Origin of the sequence: Spirosoma rhododendri, assembly GCF_012849055.1 — a bacterium.
Classification (GTDB): Bacteria; Bacteroidota; Bacteroidia; order Cytophagales; family Spirosomataceae; genus Spirosoma; species Spirosoma rhododendri.
The window spans coordinates 428,328-450,124 of sequence record NZ_CP051677.1 but is presented as its reverse complement, the minus strand read 5'-3'; the positions used below and the strand labels follow the sequence as shown (position 1 = coordinate 450,124).

General features: G+C 58.7%; 6 protein-coding genes and 1 pseudogene. 5 read left to right on the top strand and 2 right to left on the bottom strand.

The window, feature by feature from the left end:
* Positions 1-113 precede the first annotated feature (113 nt).
* Together HH216_RS01720 and HH216_RS01715 are read right to left on the bottom strand one after the other, a co-directional pair.
* Positions 114-767 carry a hypothetical protein gene (locus HH216_RS01720; RefSeq protein WP_169549221.1) on the bottom strand — a complete coding sequence of 218 codons (654 nt, stop codon included), beginning with the start codon at positions 765-767 and terminating at the stop codon, positions 114-116.
* 270 nt (positions 768-1,037) lie between these two features.
* The gene (locus HH216_RS01715; protein ID WP_169549220.1) at positions 1,038-3,230 is read right to left on the bottom strand and encodes a TonB-dependent receptor; all 2,193 of its coding nucleotides are present in this window, start codon (positions 3,228-3,230) and stop codon (positions 1,038-1,040) included.
* A gap of 176 nt (positions 3,231-3,406) precedes the next feature.
* Here HH216_RS01715 and HH216_RS01710 point away from each other — a divergent pair, with 176 nt between their 5' ends.
* The 5 genes and pseudogenes from HH216_RS01710 to HH216_RS01690 all read left to right on the top strand — a co-directional run bounded on the left by HH216_RS01710 (position 3,407) and on the right by HH216_RS01690 (position 21,790).
* Positions 3,407-3,991, top strand: coding sequence for a GNAT family N-acetyltransferase (locus HH216_RS01710; protein ID WP_408641758.1), 585 nt, complete (start codon positions 3,407-3,409; stop codon positions 3,989-3,991).
* Positions 3,992-4,162: 171 nt separating this feature from the next.
* Positions 4,163-4,885: a (d)CMP kinase gene (gene cmk / locus HH216_RS01705; protein ID WP_169549219.1), complete on the top strand. Its 723-nt coding sequence runs from the start codon at positions 4,163-4,165 to the stop codon at positions 4,883-4,885.
* Between the two features lie 3 nt (positions 4,886-4,888).
* Positions 4,889-5,941, top strand: coding sequence for an NAD(P)/FAD-dependent oxidoreductase (locus HH216_RS01700; RefSeq protein ID WP_169549218.1), 1,053 nt, complete (start codon positions 4,889-4,891; stop codon positions 5,939-5,941).
* A 122-nt stretch (positions 5,942-6,063) separates the two neighbouring features.
* Positions 6,064-9,340: pseudogene (locus HH216_RS01695) on the top strand (hypothetical protein).
* Between the two features lie 510 nt (positions 9,341-9,850).
* Complete coding sequence (locus HH216_RS01690) at positions 9,851-21,790, top strand: SdrD B-like domain-containing protein (protein WP_169549217.1); 11,940 nt, start codon at positions 9,851-9,853, stop codon at positions 21,788-21,790.
* The last annotated feature ends 7 nt before the right edge of the window (positions 21,791-21,797 follow it).

The following is a 21,797-nucleotide window of genomic DNA, read 5'->3' as shown; positions in this document are numbered from 1 at the left end:
GGTCGCTATACGGTTTTCGGTGTACGGTTTTCAGTTCACAGTTTTCAGCGGTTTTATGCCGGCATGCGGGTAAATCGTATACCGAAAACTGTAAGCTGAAAACCGTCCTGCCGCTATTTGCACTTCGTCAGCAGGGGTTCGATCTGTTGCTTGCCCCAGCCGGGGGCAAATTCGCTGGCAGGCTTGAAGGTCGCCAATTTTTCCATAGCCTGCTTCAGTACCGGGCAGGCTTTGTCGGGGCCACCACCAAACTGGGCGGGGGTATACATCAGCGATGACCCTTCGAGTACATACGGGCAGGGGTTGGCCGGGTTCATGGCTTTGGCCTGCTCGATACCTGCCTGAAACAGCGGGCCGTACTGCTGCCAGCGGTTCATCGCGTCGACCGTCAGGCGGGCCTGGGCGATGTACGCTTTCAGCACAGCCAGTTCGTCGTTTTTGGGCGAGATAGTTTCGGCCGCTTTTAGATTGACATCCGCCTGATCGAGATACTTGTCTTTCTCTGCTTCGCTGCCGCCCAGAAAACCCAGATACACGTAGTTCAGACCGGCATAATATCGAGGCAGCCACTCAGCGGATTCGGCACCGGCGATGCGCTCGAACTGGTTGGCCGACGCCAGAATATCGGCCGTCGCGGGCTTATCGGTTTTCTTGTTCATACCGGTCAGCGCGTCGGTCATGGCTTGCTTGTACTGGGGCGATTGCGCCAGCGTAGGAGCGGTTGCGCCCAGCAGGGCCGCGAAGAGGGTGATAATAAGGGTTTTCATTGGACTGGTTTGGTTGGGAGGGGAAATGATTTGAGTTTGTGGAGTTGACATTATGGCAGCGGCTGACCTCACCCCCGGCCCCTCCCGCGACGGCGGACCGCCTAAAACAGGAGAGGGGTGTCGTTACAGACAAGCAGTATTCTGTTACGCACTCATTGTGAAAAAATAGACACTGCACTGAATGTATGCCAAAGGCTGTTTTGCCGCTAGTCACCCCTCTCCTGTTTTAGGAGAGGGGTAGGGGACGGTCGGCCGCTGCCGTGAGGTAATTCACAACTCCCGCGCATTAACCTTCGCCTTGCGCGACAGCATGACGATGCCGCCAACGAAGAAGCTACGGTACGAAGCCGGGCCGACGGCGTAGCGGGTGGGGGCGGGGCCGTCGGCGCGGGCGGGGGTGTAGAGGTAGGTGTAGACGTTGCGGGTGTTCAGGATGTTGTCGACACTGGCGTAGAGGATAGTCAGGTTTTTACCGATGTGGGTCAGGTGGCTCGCCATAAAGCTGAGGTTCGTAACGGTCGGGGTGCGGTCGGCCATAAAAACGGGGTTGGTTGGGTTGTAGTAGGGGCGACCCGTGCTGATGGTGTACGTCAGGCCCATGTTCGTGCTGATTTTCTCGAAGTACCGTTTGCCAATCAGGGCAATGTTATGATTCGAGATAAAGGAGGGTGTTGCCAGCGTCGGGAATTGCTGAAATAAGCGTTTCGAGTCGACGAAGCTGTACGTGATCCAGTAGTCCAGCCCTTTAATCGTTGCCTGATCGCGCCAGAACAAATCGAACCCTTTGGCGTAGCCGTAGCCCGTGCTGTTCGTCTGCCCCCACGGAAATCGGTACGGGTTCGCGTCGTAGGGGCCGAGGGTCATGTTGGGGCCGGTGAACTCCCGCACCAGTTGCGCGTAGTTTTTGTAGTACGTTTCGATACGGAACGTGCGCTTGTTTTTGATGAGCTGGTAATTCAGAATCAGGTGGTCGGCGCGTTCATAGCTGAGAGTCGTATTGCGATACAGGTAGCGATAGTCGGGCGTCTGGTAAAACTGCCCGTAAGCCAGCGACACCTGACTGTATAGGCCCGTTTTGTAAGCCATCGAAATACGAGGAGCCAGGTTGAACCGGTTGATAGCCGACGAATATTCACCCCGTACGCCCGACTGAATTGCCAGTTTCCGGCCCGCGTACACCTGCGATTCAAAAAACACCGCGCCGTACGCGTCGACCAGTGAATAAGCCGTTCCCGACACCGCGTTTCGGTACGTCACCCGGTTGCCTTCGGTGCCAAACAGCAGCTGATTGCCCAGCTTGCCACCCAGAGCCCGCGTCAGCACGAACCGGCCCTGCAAGCGATCGGTACCCCGGCCAAAATCCTGCGTGCCGTAGGCCGTTGCGTCGGTGTCGTGGCTGTACGACAGACCCGACAGTAGTTGCCAGGTACCATTGCCCCAGCTATCGGTATAGGTGCTGGTCGTGAAGAAGTTGCGATTCTGCTGATTAAAAGCCGTTTTGCCCGACTCGCTGCCTGGGTCAACGAAGTTCAACCCCGTCTGACTGTTGGAGTACATGCTGTACAGCTTGAGCATACCCGTTTTGCTCGTCTGCAACCGGTACGTCAGCGAGCCACCGCCGAACTCCGGTACGTGCGTCCAGTCGATGTTTTGCGGGACAAGGGCAAACAGCGGTTTGAGGTTGCCGTAATGAGCCGTTGCCGAAATCGACGCGTTGGCGGTGGCGTGGTCGTAGTTGAGGCCGGTGTTGGCGAGGTTTATACTCACGCCCAGCCCTTCGTTCTGGTTCTGATCGGTCGTGTTGAGCAGCAGCACGCTCGATAGTGCCTGCCCGTACTGCGCCGAATAACCGCCCGTGCTGAACGACGTACCTTTAAACATGAACGGCTGAAACCGGCCCCGCGACTGAAGATTGGGCGACTGGCTGAAAAAAGGATTCTGCACGATCATACCATCGATCACCACCTTGGCTTCTTCGCCCGATCCGCCCCGCACAAACAGGCCCGTCTGATCGCCGACGCGCTGCGTGCCGGGCAGCAGGTTCATCACCGACGTAATGTCGGCCCCGGCCCCGGCGGTGGTTACGATATCCATCGGCTTGAGCATCGTCATCCGCTTCGAGTCGGACGCTTCAAATACCCCGGCCGTCACGACAACCGTATTCAGTTCGTTGGCCGATTCATTCAGGCGGATCGTGGTCGGGCCGGGGCCGATCGTGATTTCGCGGGTGTCTGGTTCGTAACCGATATAGGAAACAAACAGCGTTGCGGTGTCTTTGCGGCTGGTGCTGAAGCGGAACGCGCCCGTGCTGTCGGTGCTGGTGCCGTCGTAAGTGCCCCGCAGCATAACATTGGCACCGGGGAGGCCGTGGCCTTTCTGGTCGGTAACGCGGCCGGTCAGTACGGTTTGTGCCGATGCGGTGAAGGCAAGCAGACAGGGGAAAAGTAGAGCGATTCGGTTCATTGTCGTGGGAGGTTGGCCTTGACGAATCAAAGGTGGCCCGCTGCGATGCCAAACGCTTGTCTTTTCCGACCAACCCCGTCAGGCATGGTGTGAATTGCCGTATATTCCCGGTGAATTTCCCCGCGTGAGTTGACGGAAGCAGAGAAAGGTCAGCCGTCAACATTTACCCCCCAGATTTGTTTACTACGTATAGCCCTGACCTTGCCTTGATCGCTACTTCGACTACATTCCAGCTAACCAAATGCCGCCTTCGCCCCTGGCGCGAGGGCGATGAAGAAACGCTGTCTTATTACGCCAGCAACCGGTTGATCTGGAATAACGTCCGCGATTTCTTTCCATACCCATACACCCCCCGCGATGCGCATTCGTGGGTGCGTTCCAACAAGTCGTACCAGCAGCCGACCAACTTCGCCGTTGAGGTCGACGGGAAGGCAGTCGGTAACATCGGCTTCACGGTGAAAGACGACATTTACCGGTATAATGCCGAGATCGGTTACTGGCTGGGGGAGCCCTTCTGGGGGCGGGGTATCATGGGCGAAGCCATACCGGTGCTGACGCAGTACATCTTTGAAAATTTTCAGGTTAACCGCCTGTTTGCCTGCGTACTGGAAGGTAACAGGGGGTCGATGCGGGTGCTGGAATCAGCTGGCTACCGGCCCGAAGCCGTACTGCGCAAGGCGGCTGTGAAGAATAACCAATACCTCGACGAGCATATTTTCGCCATGCTACGCGCCGATTTCCTGGCTCGCCGGGCCTGCTGATTGGTTTGGCCCATCGGGTGTTTTGTGGTTACTTTTGCTCCTGTAAGGAAGTTTAAAGTTTAACGTTTACCGTTCAATGTTGCTGGCAAGCCGTTTCGAACGGGATAACCTTAAACCACAAACTACAAACCTTAAACCAACCAATTACCCGCTTCGGCGGACCTATTTGTCATGCCGAAGATCGTGATTGCCATTGATGGCTATTCAAGCTGCGGAAAGAGTACGACCGCTAAGGCTGTAGCTGCCCGAATGGGATACGCCTACATCGATACGGGGGCTATGTACCGGGCGGTCAGTCTGTTTTTCAGCCGCGAACACGTCTCGCTCTCCAACACCGGTGATGTGCTGAACGCCCTCGACAAAATTCATATCACGTTTAATTTCAACGGGCGTACGGGTAAAAACGAGACCTGCCTCAACGGGCTCAATGTGGAAGAAGAAATCCGTACGATGTTTATCTCCAACATCGTCAGCGAAGTAAGCGCCATTCCCGAAGTGCGCTGGGCCATGGTGGCCCAGCAGCAGAAGATGGGCCGCAAACGGGGCGTCGTGATGGATGGACGCGACATTGGCACGAAAGTATTTCCCGATGCCGAAGTCAAAATATTCATGACTGCCGACGTCGAAACCCGCGCCCGGCGACGGCAGCAGGAACTGCTGGAGAAAGGCGAGATGGTCAACCTGAACGACATCATCGAGAACCTCGAAAAGCGCGACCGCATCGATAGTACCCGCTCGGAAAGCCCGCTGGTGCAGGCCCCCGATGCTGTACTGCTCGACACCTCGCACATGGCCATCGAAGAGCAGATCGAGTGGGTTATCGAACAGGCCGACACGCGGCTGGCCCAGATTCACCGGCACGGCCGTGGGCATCGGAAAGCAGTAAACGGCTGATCCATGACCATCGATTACCTGATTGTGGGGCAGGGTGTAGCTGGCTCGGTGCTGGCCTGGACCCTCGATCAGCGCGGCTCCTCGGTCGTGCTGACCAACGACCCCACAACACCGTCGGCGTCGGCCGTAGCTGCCGGCATCGTCAATCCGCTGACGGGGCGCAAACTGGTGCAGACCTGGAAAGCCGATGCGCTGTTTCCGTTTCTGCACGACTTCTACAGTAGTATCGAGGCCGAGCTGGGCGTCCGCTTTTTCCACCCCGGTACCATCTACCGGCCCTACCGCTCGGAAGCCGAGAAGCTCAGCTACCAGACCTATACCGCCGACCCCGCCGTTCGCCCATACATCGATTCGTCGACCAACGACGACGCCTACGCGCCCTACATCAACAACGCCCTGGGTGGCCTGACGGTGGGGCAGGCGGGCTGGGTCGACCTGACGGAGTTCGGGCGGCTCATCAAAGGGTATTTCATCCGCAAAAATCAGTACTACGAAGGTCGTGTACCGGTCGATGAGCTGCTGATGACCGAATCGTCGGTGATCTGGAACGGTGTTCGGTTTGGGAAAGTCATCTTTTGCGATGGCGTACAGGCCACCGAAAACCCGCTGTTTAACTGGCTGCCCTACGCCCCCGTGAAAGGGCAGATCCTGACGGCGACGGTCGAAAATTACCCCGTGAAATCCATCGTTAATCAGGGGGTATTCGTGCTGCCCGTCCGGCCCGGCCTGATCCGTATCGGTGCCACCTACAGCTGGCACGACCTCGACTGGAAAACCACCGACGAGGCTCGTACGTATCTGGAAGAGAAAGCGCGGGCGTTGCTGAAAATTCCGTTTGAAATCGTTGGGCAGCAGGCCGGTATCCGACCGTCCAGTAAAGATCGGCGGCCGTTTGTCGGGATTCATCCTGACCAGCCTGCCGTGGGTATTTTCGGGGGGATGGGTACCAAAGGCGTGTCGCTGTCGCCGTATCTGGCCGAACAGTTTGCCCGTTACCTGCTCGACGGCGAAGAAATCGAACCCGAAGCGAATATTACCCGCTGCGTTTCGTTATAATCACGTTACTTTGACCGAGGTTTTTTCGACAGGATTACAGGATTTCTCAGACCCGACACCACTGTCTGATAAATCCATCAAATTCTGTAATCCTATCGAAAAAACCTGTTCCACTGTGTCGTATGCGAAATCATTACTTATTGTTGCTGCTGTGGCTGGGAACGGCGGCAACGGCGTTGAGTCAGAACTACCCGTCGCAGGAACGATTCGGGAAAAACCGGATTCAGTACCAGCAGTTCGACTGGAAGATTATCCGTACGTCGAACTTTGAAATCTATTACTATCAGGAGGGAACGCAGATCGCCAATCTGACGGCGCAGTATGCCGAGTCGGAGTTCGACCGCGTCACCGAACTGCTGGGCTATACCCCCTACAATCGGGTCAAGATTTTCCTGTTCAACTCCCCGCAGGAGCTGGCGCAGAGCAACATCGGTATCAACACGCAGGGTGGCCTGAGCAGCCGCGAACTCAACCTGTCGAAATCGCGCATCGAACTGGCCTTCACCGGCGATCAGGTCAGCTTCCGGCGGCAGGTCGTCCGTGATATTGCCATGCTGTTCGTCTACGACATGCTGTATGGCGGTAGCCTGAAAGACGCCCTCCAAAGCTCACTGCTGCTAACTCTGCCCGACTGGTTTATGCCCGGTATTGCCGCGTATATCGCCGAGGGAAACAGCCTCGATCTCGATGATTACATGCGCGATATAGCCCAGACCCGACCCATCAAAAAGCCGTCGACCCTGACGGGCTACGAAGCCGAGCGGGTTGGGCAGTCGATCTGGAATTACATCGTTCAGCGGTATGGCCGCGACAACGTGTCGAACATCCTGAACCTGACGCGCATCATCCGCAACGAGCAGCGCAGCATTTCCAGCACACTCGGTATTCCCTACAGCCGGTTTCTGCGTGAATGGAACGAGTATTATGCGGGTATGGCCAACACGGTCGGGCAGTCGTTCCGTCCGGCGTCAGACGATTTCCAGCTGAAGGTCAGCACCGACGCGGGGAATCCGGCACTGCGCAGCCTGAAACTAAGCAAAGACAAACAGTACATCGCCTACTCGACCCTGCGCGACGGTCGGTTTACGGTGGAAGTAGTGAACACGGCCAACCGCAAACGGACGACCGTATTGACGGGCGGCTACCGGCTCGATGGGCAGTCACTCGCCCGGACGGCGACGCCCCTCGTGGCCTGGCAGCGCGACAATAACCTGATCGTGCTGACCGAAGAGGAGGGCGAAACCCATATCTACCGCTTCAGCGATTTTGAGAAAAAACCAACGCACGACTTCCGCCGGACGGTCAACGGACTGTCGCAGGTGGTGTCGGTCGATGCGTCGGACGATGGGGGAAGCCTGATTCTGAGTGCCGATCGGCAGGGGCAGAACGACCTGTTTCTGTACAGCATCAACCGGGGTACCTATCAGCAACTGACCAACGATCTGTACGACGACGCCAACCCGGCATTTATCGGCCGTACGGCCCGGCAGGTGGTATTTAGCTCGAACCGGCGGCAAGATACACTGAACGTCGACAAGGGCAGCTACCGCGATACCCGCGAGCAGACGAGCCTGTTCACCCACGAAGGCAGTGCCCGTGATCTGTCGCTCACCCGACTGACCGACTCGACGATGAACGCGACGCAGCCCATTCCGGCCAGCGAAACGGTATTTTATTTCCTGAGTGATGCGTCGGGCGTGCGCAACCTGTACCGACTCAATACGGAATCGGGGCAAATGGCGCAGCTAACATCGCTGCCCGAAAGCATTCGTCTCTACGACCTTATTCCCGAAAACGGCGGGTTTGTGTACAGCAGTCAGCGCAACGGGCAGGAGTACATCGGCTACCGCTCGCAGGCAAATCTGACGCAGGCCGTGTCGCCGACGCCCACGCCCCGCGCAGCCGCACAGCGGGCGCTGATGAGCCGTACGCAGGCTGCCCGGCCGAGTCCCGCCATAGTGCCGACACCCGATACAACAAGGCGCGCCGTCGTTGCTGACTCGGCGGTAGCCAAAGCCGATACGGCCCGGCCTGTATCAACAACCGGACTGGCGCTGAAACCCGGCGAAGTCGATACCGATAACTATACGTTCGATGCCGATGTACTGAAAGCCGTGGAAGCCCGGCAGCGTCGGTCGACGGGTGTAGGCGGAACGCTTACCCAGACAGCACCAACCCTGCGTACGCGCCGGCGGGAGAATATTACCATTCGCGGGCCATTTCCCTACAAAGGCATTTTCGGCGTGACCGACGCCGTGTCGAACTGGCGCGTGGATCCGGTGCGGGGCTTTGGCTACGAGCAGGACGTTACGCTGACCGACATGCTGGAAAACCACGTGCTGCGGGGCGGTGTATTTATCACGACGACGCTACGTAACAGCAACCTCTTCGCCGAGTATACCAACCTGACCAACCGGATTGACTACGGTATCCGGGTCGACCGGCAAACGCTGGCCGTCGATGGGGAGGGCTGAATCAGCGCAACCGCTACAACCGCGTCGCGCTGACGGCGTCGTACCAGATCTCGGTAACGACGCGCTTCACCGTATCGCCTTTTTACGCCATCACCCGTCTGATCGACCTGACTTCGTTTTCCGAGGGTGATTACACGTCTGATTTTGCCGGGCTGCGGGCTGAAGTCGTGTTCGACAATACAAAAGCGATCGGTATGAACCTGATGGCTGGTACACGGGCGAAACTGCGCTTTGAAGAATACGCGGGCATCCGGTCGTCGGCTGAAGGGTTCCGGCGGATCACCCTCGACCTGCGGCACTACCAGCGCATTCACCGCGACCTGATTCTGGCGGCCCGTCTGTCGATCAGTCAGTCGGGTGGCCCGGCGCCGAAGGCCAGTATTCTGGGCGGTATGGAAAACTGGATCGGTACGGCAGCTGGTATTAAGGAACAGACGGCCAACAATCCGCTGCTGATTCCGAATCAGATAGCCGCCAATATTCCGTACGACTACCGCAATATTTTCTTCGCCGATTTCGCGGCTCCCCTCCGTGGTTTCCGGCAGGGCAAGCTGGTTGGTACAAGCCACATGCTGTTCAATGCTGAACTGCGGTTGCCGCTGGTGAAGTACTTATATAAAGGTAACGTAACGTCGAATTTCCTGCGGAACCTGCAATTCGTCGCTTTCACCGATATCGGCACCGCCTGGACCGGACCGGGGCCGTTCAGTCAGCAAAACAGCCTGAACACGGAAGTCGTGGGGGGGGTAGTATTCCATTCCGGGCCACGGTGACCAACTTCAAAAACCCGTTCCTGATCGGGTACGGGGCGGGTGCCCGGACGGTGTTGTTTGGCTACTTCGTCAAGTTCGATTACGCGTGGGGCCTGGAAAACAAAGTCCTCAGCAGTCCGATCGCGTACCTCACACTCGGGTATGACTTTTAGCGAACCGGATTTATAGACAAAAAAGACCATCCGTCAGGTTGGTCTTTTTTTGTGCCCTTTCGATTTAGTTAGTTTCCCGTAAGTTACTCTTCAGGGAAAATCTGGCATAGTTTTCGATCATGTGGGCCACGCTTACCAACGAATTGGGTGAATAGTTTGCTGGTTTTTTCCGATTAACGGTGGTTTCAGGAAGGGTATCGACACCACGACAGGTAAACTCACATATATGCCAGCGTCGCAAATCAACGCGCGTATTTGGCATAATTTTCGATCAAAATAGCCTGTGCGAACTGCCGCGATACCAACTCGTGACAATTCATGTACATGCTGGTCAGAATATATGTCAGCCGAAGCAGCCGGCTGGTACCCACCACTCGCTTTCCAGAATCGATGAATGAATTAGGTTTACCGTATAAACAATACACTTCCTCAGACGACCAATCGGTCAGCTGGCCAGACAGCGAGTCTCGTGCCACGCTGGCAAATGGAGTCCGCCGACTGGCAGGCCGTTTGCTGGATAGTCGACGCGACCGACGAACGGGGAGGGCGCTGGTTCGGGTGGGCGTACTGCTGCTGGGTTTACTCAGCCTGAGTGCTGCGGCCTACAGTCAGGCCACGATTGATCTGAGTGTGCATACGCATATCGACAGGTCGAAACCCGCCCTGGGCGATGTGGTGACCTATACGGTCGTTGTTAGCAATGCGCCCAGTTTATCGACAGCAACGGGCGTAGTGGTAAAGAATACCTTACCCGGTGGCGCAGCGTACGTACCTTCTTCAGCCGTAGTGGCGCGGGGTACCGGCAGCTACGATCCCCAGACGGGTAACTGGGTGGTAGGCGCGCTGGCTTCGGGCGACTCCGCCGTGCTGACGCTGAAAGCGACGGTACTGGAGCGCGGTGTCTGGTTCGACACTGCTCAGGTAACGGCGGCCGATCAGACTGATCTGGACTCGACGCCCAACAATGACAAGCTGTACGAAGACGATTACGAGGGATCCTGTTTCTCGGTGCCGCTCCAACTCTACCGGGGCGACGAATTTACCGTTGAGGTGCCTTCGGGGTATCATCAGGTAACCTGGTACCGCAACGATGTGGATGTGCGTACTGTCTCAGCTGATTCCGCCGTCGTCAACGGCGATTCATCACTGACAATAAAAAGCCCCGGTACCTACCGATTCACTACTTATAATAAAGGCTGTCCGTCGTCGAACTGCTGCGACATTGACGTTATCCAGGGTCCGTACGGCAGCCTGGGTAATTTTGTGTTTTTAGATGCCAACAAAGATGGGTTGTTTGACTCGGGCGATACCGGACTGGACGGCGTAAAAATTTACCTGTACGATCAGACGGGGCAAACCAAACTTGACTCGACAGTATCGGCCAACGGTGGTAAGTACGTGTTCGGCAATTTGCGGAGTGGCACGTACCGGGTACGATTTATAGCACCCGATAATTTACAGTATGCGCAGCAGTCGGCGTCGAGTGTGGCGGGCGCAGATGGATTCACTGGCCTGTACACGATTGATACCGATAAAGGAGCGACCGATCAGGCCCGCAACAACACGACTGTCGTGGCTGGGTTTATTCCCAAAGCAGTACCAACTGCTACCGCCAGCGGGCAGGTGTTTGCCGACGCGAATGGCGATGGCATCCGCGAGACGGGTGAAGGTGGGCTGGACGGCATCAAGGTAACCCTCTACCAGAACGGCACCACCGTGGTCAGTAGCACGACCACCACGACTGGCGGTGTCTACAGCTTCACGGGCATCGCACCGGGCAGCAACTATACGGTGGTCTTCGACACGACGGGCTTCGCTGCGAAGGGGCTGGCTCTGAGTCCGCCCAACGCGACAACCAATACGGCCATCGACAGCGACGCGCTGGCGAGCGGTAGCACGGCTCCGTTTAGCCTGACGGCTGGTCAGACGCTGAGCAATATCGATGCGGGGGTTAAGCCAAATCGCTTCAATGTAACCCTGGCTGGCACGGCACCAACGGGTGGGCCGTACTACCCGGGTGACCAGGTGGTGTACGTGGTCAACGTGATCAATGCGGGCAACGTACCAGCTTACAACGTCGTAGTAGGCGACCGCCTGCCTGCTGGCTTGACGCTGGTACCGGGCGGTAGCTTCACCAGCGTAAGCGGTGGGGTTGCCAGTACGACGCTGGCCGGACCATTGGCCCCGGGGCAGGTTGTCTCGCTGACGCTGGTGGCACGGATTGATCCGACGTTCACGGGCACCAACCTGCACAACGTAGCCGAGATCACGTCGCTCGATAACGATACAAACCCAGCCAACACCCCGCCAACCAACGCGGGCTCGACACCGAACAACAACGTCAAGGGTGAACCCGACCAGGTCGATACGGATCTGCCAATGGGCAGCAAAGGCACTGCCAGCGGTCAGGTGTTTGCCGACGCTAACGGTAACGGCATCCGCGAAACGGGGGATACGGGTCTGGATGGCATTAAGGTAACGCTCTACCAAAACGGCACCACCGTGGTTAGCAGCACCACCACGACAACTGGCGGTGTGTACAGCTTCACGGGCGTTGTGCCGGGTAGCAACTACACCGTTGTCTTCGACACGACAGGCTTTGCCGCCAAAGGGCTGGCTCTGAGTCCGCCTAATGCAACGACAAACACAGCCATCGACAGCGACGCGCTGGCCAATGGCAGCACGGCTCCGTTTAGCCTGACGGCTGGTCAGACGCTGAGCAATATCGACGCGGGGGCCAAACCCAACCGCTTCAATGTGACCCTGGCCGGTACAGCACCAACGGGTGGCCCGTATTATCCGGGTGATCAGGTTGTCTATGTAGTCAACGTGACCAACGCGGGTAACGTACCAGCTTATAACGTGGTGGTCGGCGACCGCCTGCCTGCTGGCCTGACGCTGGTACCGGGTGGTAGTTTCACCAGCGTAAGCGGTGGCGTGGCCAGCACGACGCTGGCTGGACCATTGGCTCCGGGGCAGGTTGTCTCGCTGACGCTGGTGGCACGGATTGATCCCTCGTTCACCGGTACCAACCTGCACAACGTAGCCGAGATCACCTCGCTCGATAACGATACCAACCCAGCCAACACCCCGCCGACCAACGCCGGTTCGACGCCGAACAACAACGTCAAGGGTGAACCCGACCAGGTCGATACGGATCTGCCAATGGGCAGCAAAGGTACCGCCAGCGGTCAGGTGTTTGCTGACGCCAATGGCGACGGTATCCGTGAAACGGGCGACACAGGCCTAGATGGCATCAAGGTAACGCTCTACCAGAACGGTACCACTGTCGTGAGTAGCACGACGACAACCAGCGGAGGTGTCTACAGCTTCACAGGCATCGTGCCGGGCAGCAACTATACAATCGTGTTTGACACGACGGGCTTCGCTGCGAAGGGTCTGGCTCTGAGTCCGCCGAATGCGACGACCAATACGGCCATCGACAGCGACGCGCTGGCGAGCGGTAGCACGGCTCCGTTTAGCCTGACGGCTGGTCAGACGCTGAGCAATATCGACGCGGGGGCCAAGCCCAACCGCTTCAATGTGACCCTGGCTGGCACGGCACCAGCGGGTGGGCCGTACTACCCGGGTGATCAGGTGGTGTACGTAGTCAACGTGACCAATGCGGGTAACGTACCGGCTTACAACGTGGTGGTCGGCGACCGGCTGCCGGCGGGACTGACACTCGTACCGGGCGGTAGCTTCACCAGCGTGAGCGGTGGGGTTGCCAGCACGACCCTGGCTGGGCCACTGGCCCCAGGTGAGGTGGTATCACTGACCTTGGTAGCGCGGATCGATCCGACGTTCACGGGCACCAACCTGCACAACGTAACCGAGATCACCTCGCTCGATAACGATACCAATCCAGCCAACACCCCGCCGACCAACGCCGGTTCAACACCCAACAACAACGTCAAGGGTGAACCCGATCAGGTGGACACCGATCTGCCGGTGGGTACTGTACCAACGGCTACGCTTAACGGTATTGCTTTCGCCGATGCCAACGGAAACGGTATTCGTGAGCCGGAAGACGGTGGCATGCCGGGTATTGTCGTGACGCTGTTCCGCAGCACGACTGCCGGAGTGGCGCAGGTTGCCAGCACGACCACAACCGCCACTGGAGCTTACAGCTTCACGGGGATTACGGCCGGGTCAGGTTATTACCTCAAGTTCGATACGACGGGTCTGGCTGCACGGGGTTATGTTGTAACAAAACCCGGTGCGACGACCAATACCGCGCTTGATAGCGATGCCGGTCCGAACGGGGAAACGGCACCGTTTAGCCTGACGGCGAATGAAGTAAACACGACGATCAATGCCGGTTTCGCACCGAAAGCTGGTACGATCAGCAGCATTGTGTTTGCTGATACGAACAAAGACGGTCAGCGCAATGCGGGTGAGGGTGGTGTTGCTGGTGTCGTTGTCCGGCTGTACCGCGACGGGCAATCGTCGCCGGTGCAGAGCTTCACGACAGACAGCAACGGGGCGTTCCAGTTCGCCAGTCTGCAACCCAATGTCGGCTACTATATGGTGTTCGACACGACGGGGCTGAAAGCGAAAGGGTATGGCCTGACCCTGTACCACCAGGGCAACACGGCTACCGACAGCGACGCCGACCCCGTAACGGGCCGTACCGACAGCTTCACGCTGACGCCGGGTCAGTCGCTGACCAGTATAAGCGCCGGTCTGAAACTGCTTTGCCCAACCAATTTCAACCTGACCATAGCGAGTACCGCGCCGATCTGTCCGGCTGGTATCGCCAGCCTGATTGCATCGACATCGGTAACCGGCGCCAGCATCAACTGGTACACGTCATCAACCAGCAGCCAGCCGTTTGCTACGGTCAGCAGTGGTACGTCCGTGACTGTCTCGCCAGCGCAGACGACCGTTTACTACGTGTCGGCCCGCACGGCGGATGGCTGCGTTAGTCCGCAGCAGTCGGCTACGGTTACTGTAACGACGGTGGCTACACCAACGCTGGCCCGGAACACGGTGCAGAATACATGCCCGGCAAAAACGGCTGACCTGACATCGACCACGATCAGCAACCGCGACGCCAGCCTGACCTACGAGTGGTACACCAGCACGACCCGCTCGGCCAGTACACAGGTAACTAACCTGACGGCTGTCAATGCCGGTACGTACTATGTATTTGCTAAATCGGCATCGGGCTGCTACAGCAGTACCCCGGCTACGCTGTCGGCGGTGGTTGTCGATTGCGGTTGCCAGAGCATAGCTGGTGTCGACGCCGGTCCGTCGCAAACGAGCTGCGGTGCCAGCCCGGTAACGCTCATCGCCAAACTCAGTGGTTCGGCAACGGGTATCACCTGGTCGGCAACTGGCGGGGGTACGTTCAGCAACCCGACCAGCCTAACCACGACGTTTACGCCATCAGCAACGAACGTAGCTAATACGTCGGTCGTGATTACGGCCACTACGAATGACCCCGACGGTGCGGGTGTGTGCGTTGCCGGTACATCGTCGGTGGTGCTGACGATCAACGCCTGCAAAACGGATCTGGCCGTTGTGAAACAAATCACGACCCCCGGTTCCTACACGCTGGGACAAACGGTTTCGTACGCCATTACGGTTAGCAACGGTGGTAAGACCGACGCTCGCAGCGTAACGGTTAGCGACAAACTGCCCGCCAGCCTGTCGTTCGTCAGTGCCAGCCCGGCCGCCGACTACAACGCCGGTTCGGGTGTCTGGACGGTCGGTACGCTGACCGCCGGTGCGCAGCGCAGCCTGACCATTCAGGCCATGATTACCGGAACGGGTACGATCCGGAACACGGCTTCGCTACAAAGCCCCGACAACGATCTGGCGCTTGGCAGCAACGATACGTCGCGCGTCGATATTCAGGTGAACGGCTGTACGGCCCAGGCACCGACTATCGCCAGCAGTATCAGCGAAATTTGTAAAGGTAGCCCGGCTACTCTGACAGCAACCGGCTGCTCGGGTGGTACCATCCGCTGGTCAGATGGCCAGACAGGCGCAACGGTTTCGGTAATTCCTGCGATGACGACGGTCTACTCGGCCAGCTGCGTACAGGGAGCCAACTGCGTGAGCAGTGCGTCGAATGCGCTCACTATCAATGTACGCGATCCGCAGACGCCAACGCTCGTGACCAGTACCACCAGCGTCTGCCCCGGTGGGCAGGCAACCCTGACGGCGTCGGGCTGTACAAACGGTACCTACCAGTGGTCGACCGGTTCGGAAACGGGCGCGTCGATCGTGGTTAGTCCGTCGAGCCGCACAACCTACACGGTGCAGTGCCGGATGGGATCGTGCGTAAGCGCAGCCGCATCAATCGTCATCGACGTAACGAATACACCGGCCAAACCGACGATTGTTGCCAGCACAACGGTGGCCTGTCCGGGTGAGCAGGTAACGCTGACCGTCAATGGATGCAGCGGTACCCCGACCTGGAGCAGCACAACCGCCACCACGGGTCAGATCGTGGTTACACCAACCAGCGGCAACAATACGTACACGGTGTTCTGTAAGAATGGCGCCTGTGTAAGTCCCGTCTCAGACGCAGTCGTGATCCGCATTGCAACCCCGGCCGTACCAACGCTGGTGGCCAGTTCCGACTCGACCTGTTCGGGTGGCCGGGTGACGCTGACGGCCAATGGCTGCGAGGGTACGGTACTTTGGAGCAACGGACAAACCGGAGCCAGCATCACCGTAACACCGACGTCTACCATCAGCTACACGGCGCAGTGTAAAGTCCGCGATTGCCTGAGCGCAACATCGGTGGCTAAGCAGATCACGGTCGTATCGCCAGCAACGCCTATCGTGAAGGTCGACAAAACGACGCTTTGCAGTGGCGAACGCCTGACGCTGACGGCTGAAGGCTGCAACGGTACGGTTCGCTGGGTAGGTACCGACGCGGTCGGGGCCAGCATCAGCATCCTGCCGACCGAAACGAAAGAATACTACGCAACCTGCCGAATTGGTAGCTGTGAAAGTGCCGCATCGAACAAAGTGCGCGTAACGGTCAACACGGCCGGTACCCCGCCGACCATTGCTGCGTCGACCACGGCAACCTGTAGCGGTGGCGTTGTTACGCTGACGGCGTCCGGCTGCACCGGAACCGTTGTCTGGTCGGATGGGCAGACGGGCGCTACTGTATCGGTAACGGCGGTGGCCGCCAGCACGCAGTACTACGCGGTTTGCCGCGTCGGTGCCAACTGCGCCAGCGGTCGCTCGAACACGGTAACGATCAACACCACGACGACCGCAGCACCAACCATTATTGCCAATGCATCGACGATCTGTCCGGGTGGTTCGGCCACACTGACGGTGGGTGGTTGCAGCGGTACGCCGGTCTGGAGTACGGGAGCCAACACGGCCAGCATCGTCGTGTCGCCAACCGTCAATACCAGCTACTCGGTTTATTGCCAGAACGCAAGCTGCCGCAGCGACAACTCGATGGGCTTCCTGATAACGGTCAGCCAGCCAACCCCGCCAACCATCTCGGCTTCGTCGACAACGGTTGTTGCCGGTGGTACGGTTACGCTGACAGCCACGGGTTGCTCGGGCGACGTAATCTGGTCGGCCAAAGGCGTCGACGGATCGAACACCGGCTCGTCGATCGTAATCAAGCCGGAGGGTAGCCAGACGTACTATGCCCAGTGTAAAATTGGCGAGTGCATCAGCGCGGCTTCGTCGGGCATCACCATCAACCGCACCGACTGCGCGGCCCGCGCCGGTACGCTGGTGGCGAGAGCCGCCAGTGTCTGCGCCGACGATAACGGTGCCGTCGTAAGAGCGACGGTGAATGGTGGCCTGGTTCGCCCCGACGATTATACGGCTGTGTATCTCCTGACGACTGGTTCAACCAAAGTCGTTTCGCAGATCAGCCCCGCAGCGACGTTCACCGTCACGGCCCAGTCGGCTGACTACACTATCCATACACTGGTGTACGACGGACGACCTTCGTCGAAGAATTACCTGGATATAAGTCTGATCAAGATGGGTCTGACTTCGATTACCGACGTGAGCAAGCTAATCGCCGACCGCAGTGTCTGTGCCGACGTTGACCTGACGGGAGCCAGCACGAGCGTAACGTACACGCCAGCGCCGAAGCTGATTGCATCGACCTCGCTGATGACCTGCGCTGGTTCGCCGATTACGCTGACGGCTCAGGGTTGCGATGGTGGCACGATCACCTGGTCGGACAACACGGTGGGGGCTTCCATTACCCGGACACCGACCAGCAGCTTCTCGCTGACGGCTAGCTGCTCGCTCAATGGCTGCACCAGCAGTCCGTCGCAGCCGATCAACGTAGTCGTGGGTAGCCCGCAGGGTATCCCGTCGATCGTGGGTAACAAAACCACGATATGCCTGGGTGAAGCCGTATCGCTGACGGCCACGGGCTGCGCAGGTGGTACACTGGTCTGGTCGGATGGTAAAACGACGGGCAGCATCCTGACGGCGTCGCCAACGACCAACACCTCGTACCGCGTGAAGTGCGTGGTAGGTAACTGCGAAAGTGGCTGGTCGGCCTTTACGACGATCACGGTGGGTACGCCCGCTGCGCCGACCATCGCGGCCAATGGCACATCGAACCCGACCGTCTGCAATGGCGCATCGGTGGTGCTGACGGCGCAGGGATGCGCGGCCGGCTCGACGGTACGGTGGTCGAACGGAACGACAGGCGCGAGCATCGTCGTAACGCCGACCAGCAGCACGACCTACTCGGCCAGCTGCACGACCTCGGGTAGTTGCCAGAGCCCGGCATCGGCGGTACAGACCATTACGGTACTGCCGAAAGTGACGAAACCGCTGGTTGCCGACAAGACCAATACGTGTCCGTCCAACACCGTCGACCTGAGCACCGCCGTAACCAGTGCCGCATCGACCAGTGGCGGTGTGTACGAATACTACACCAGCCCGACGCTGAGCAGCAGTACGCTGGTCGGTACCAGTTCGGCGGTTGGTACGGGAACGTACTATGTTGTGGAGAAAACCACCGGCGGCTGCTACAGCGACCCGGCGACCATCCACGTACAGATTACCACCTGTACGTCGCAAACAGCCTGCGATACCACGAACCCAGTCACTGCCAACGCCGGACCTGATGCCGTCGTCTGCGGAGCAAAGTCCTACCGCCTGCAAGGCAGCGTCGGTGGAGCCGCCAGCAAGTTGTACTGGAGATCGAGCGGCAGCGGTACGTTCGACAATCCATTCGCAGCTAACGCCATCTATACCGCCAGCACTCAAGACGTACTGGCTGGCAAGGTGACGCTGACGCTCTCGGCCAGTGCCAACAACGCAGCCTGTCCGGTAGCCACCGACAACATGATCTTGACGATCGAGGGTAGCAAAACGATTCCGACCATCCAGGCCAGCGGCCCATTGGCCTTCTGCGCGGGTGACTCGGTTACGCTGACGGCCCCTGATGGTGTGTCGGGTTATATGTGGAGCAACCGCGCCGTGACCAGAAGCATCGTCGTGAAAGCCAGTGGTGATTACACCGTACAGGTCTACGACGCGAACGGCTGTAGCTCGCCGGTATCTGAACCCACCAAGGTGCGCGTATCGGAGCCGATCGCGACGCTCGTGACCAGCAACCTGCGTAATAGCTGCCCGGCAGTAGTAGTCAACCTGAGCAAGGCGCTGAGTACAACGGCCCCGGCGGGTAGCAGCTACGAATACCGGACAGGTGCCGCTGTGACTTCGGCACGTGTGCTGCGGCCCGACTCGGTCGGTGCTGGTACGTACTACGTCTTCCAGCGCAACAGCACGGGCTGCGTCAGCGCGGGTGCGCCGATCGTTGTGAGCATCGTCAGCTGCCAGGGCGACACGGCCTCGGTTGACCTTGCCATCGTGAAAACGGCGAATAAAACCGTAGCGAAGGTAGGCGACGCGATTACGTACACCCTGCGCGTTACGAACACCAGCCGCCGGACGGCCCACCGCATCGACGTACGCGACGTGCTGCCGACAACGGTACAGCCGCAGTCGACTACGGCCACCAGCTACTCGCTGAGCAACGGTGTCGTGACGGCGCGGATCGATAGCCTGATCGGTGGCGCTTCGCGCGACATCGTGATCCCGGTATCGGTCATTGCGAAGGGTGCCATCGTCAACCGGGCCGACATTACGTACCTGGATGAGCGCGATCCGAACCTGACCAACAACAGTTCGAGCGTTACCGTCCGCGATAGTGTCAGCTCGACTCCGGTTAGCAATACGAGTGTACTGGGTCTGGCGAAAGCCGTGGTCGGTACACCGACACTGGTGGGCGACACAACGCTGAACGTTCGCTATCGCTTTGTGGCCACCAACTTCGGGGGCGATACGCTGCGAAACGTGCAGATCACCGACGACCTGGCCTACGCCTTCGGATCGGCAACGGTGAAAGCGGTGAAGTTTGAAACCGTCGATCCGGCCTTTACACTGGTCTACAAGCCGTCGTACACGGGTGGTGGTAACACCTCGGCCATCTTCGATTCAAGCAGCTACATCGCGCCGGGTCGGTCGCAGACCTTTATCCTCGACGTAACGGTGCTGCGCCGGAAGGGTGATACAACCACGACCTACCGCAACATTGCGAGTGGTAGGGCCACTGGAATGAACGCGCTGGAACTGTCGACGGACGGTAGCAATCCGGACCCGGACAGCGATCGGAACCCGCTCAACAACACCAGCTTCACGGTGTTCCGCATCGACACGACCCGGCAACAGCAGCCCGCTCTGGGCGTTGCCCTGGCGGTGGTCAGCGTGGTTGATAAGCAGGACGGTAGCTACGAGGTGAAATACCGGGCAACGCTGAAAAACTTCGGCAACCAGACGCTCTACGGCGTCAGCCTGACCGATACGCTGGCGAAAGCCTTCCCATCGCCGACGACAGCGTCGATCGTTGGGTCGCCAACCGTACGGAACGGTAGCAACCTGGTGCCAAACGGACAGTACAACGGTACGTCGAACCTGAATCTGCTCTACGGCACGAGTACGCTGGCAGCCGGTGAACAGGACACGCTCACCTTCGTTATCAACGTCCGGCCGAACGGTAACAACGGGCTGTACTACACCAGCATCACCGGTGCGGGCAGCACGGCTGACTCGGTACGGGTACGCGACGTGTCGAACAACGGCTACGATCCGAATCCGCTGGGCACCACGCCGACGCCGGTTCGCTTCGACCAGACGGGTGGTTTGCTGGGTATAGCGAAAGCCGTTGGTAAACCGGTCGAAGTACAGCCGGGTGTCTACGACGTGCCTTACACGATCAAGCTTGTTAACCGGGGTACGACGGAACTGAAGCGGGTGGCGGTAGTCGACGATCTGTCGCAAACCTTCGGCAGTGGTGTGCTGATCGTCAGCAACCAGGTATCGCTCACGGCCGATGCCGGACTGACGGGCAACACCAGCTACACGGGCCGGGGCCGAAACACCAGCCTGCTGGTTGATTCGCTCAGCACGCTGCCAGCCGGCACCAGCCGCAGTGTCAGCTTCACGGTACGGGTCGATGTTCGCAATACCGATTCGACACGGTTCTACAACCGCGCCTTCGGTAGTGCGCTGACGACAGACAATGTCGCGGTCACCGACACGTCGACGGCTGGTACGAACGACGATCCGAACAACGATCTCGATCCGCGCAACGACAGCAACCCGACGCCGGTGGTGCTCGGGCCGTATGTTGGCAACCCGCACATTGGACTGGCACTGGCGATCACCGACACGCTGCGACAGGCCGATGGTAGCTACAACGTGACCTACACGCTCGTCGTCAGGAACTTCGGTAATGAATTGCTGCGCAACGTGGCAATCACCGATACGCTGTCGAATGTGTTCAATGCGCAGACCGGGGCCTCATACCGAATCGTACGCGGACCGTTTACTACCTCGACGGGCAGCGCGCTGAAGCTGAATCCAAACTTCGACGGGCAGGCATCGCCTTACCTCGTCCTGGGCGACAGCACCAGTACGATGGCGGTGGGTAAGATCGATACGATCCGGTTTGTGATCAACGTCGCATCGACCGGCTCGACAACGGCAACGTTCCAGAACTCGGCCTACGGTACGGCAACGGCGCTGAGTGGGGTGGTATCTGACCGCTCGACGGATGGTCTGCTGACCGATCTGAACGATAACAACAGTCCGGGCGATTCGAACGAGAGTCAGCCAACACCGTTGACGCTGCCGCCGACCAACACCTCGTTCTTCATACCGGAAGGCTTCTCGCCGAACGGTGATGGCGTCAACGATCTGTTCGTCATCCGGGGGGCTACGGGCCTGACGGTTAGTCTGGAAGTGTACAACCGCTGGGGCCACATGGTCTACAAGAAGGACGACTACCAGAATGACTGGGACGGCACGTCGAACACGGGTATCCTGCTCGATGGTGACAAAGGGCTGCCAGATGGCACTTACTATTACATTGTACGGACCAGCGACAGTCGTAGGTTTGTACGATACATGACGATTTACCGCTAAAAAGCGG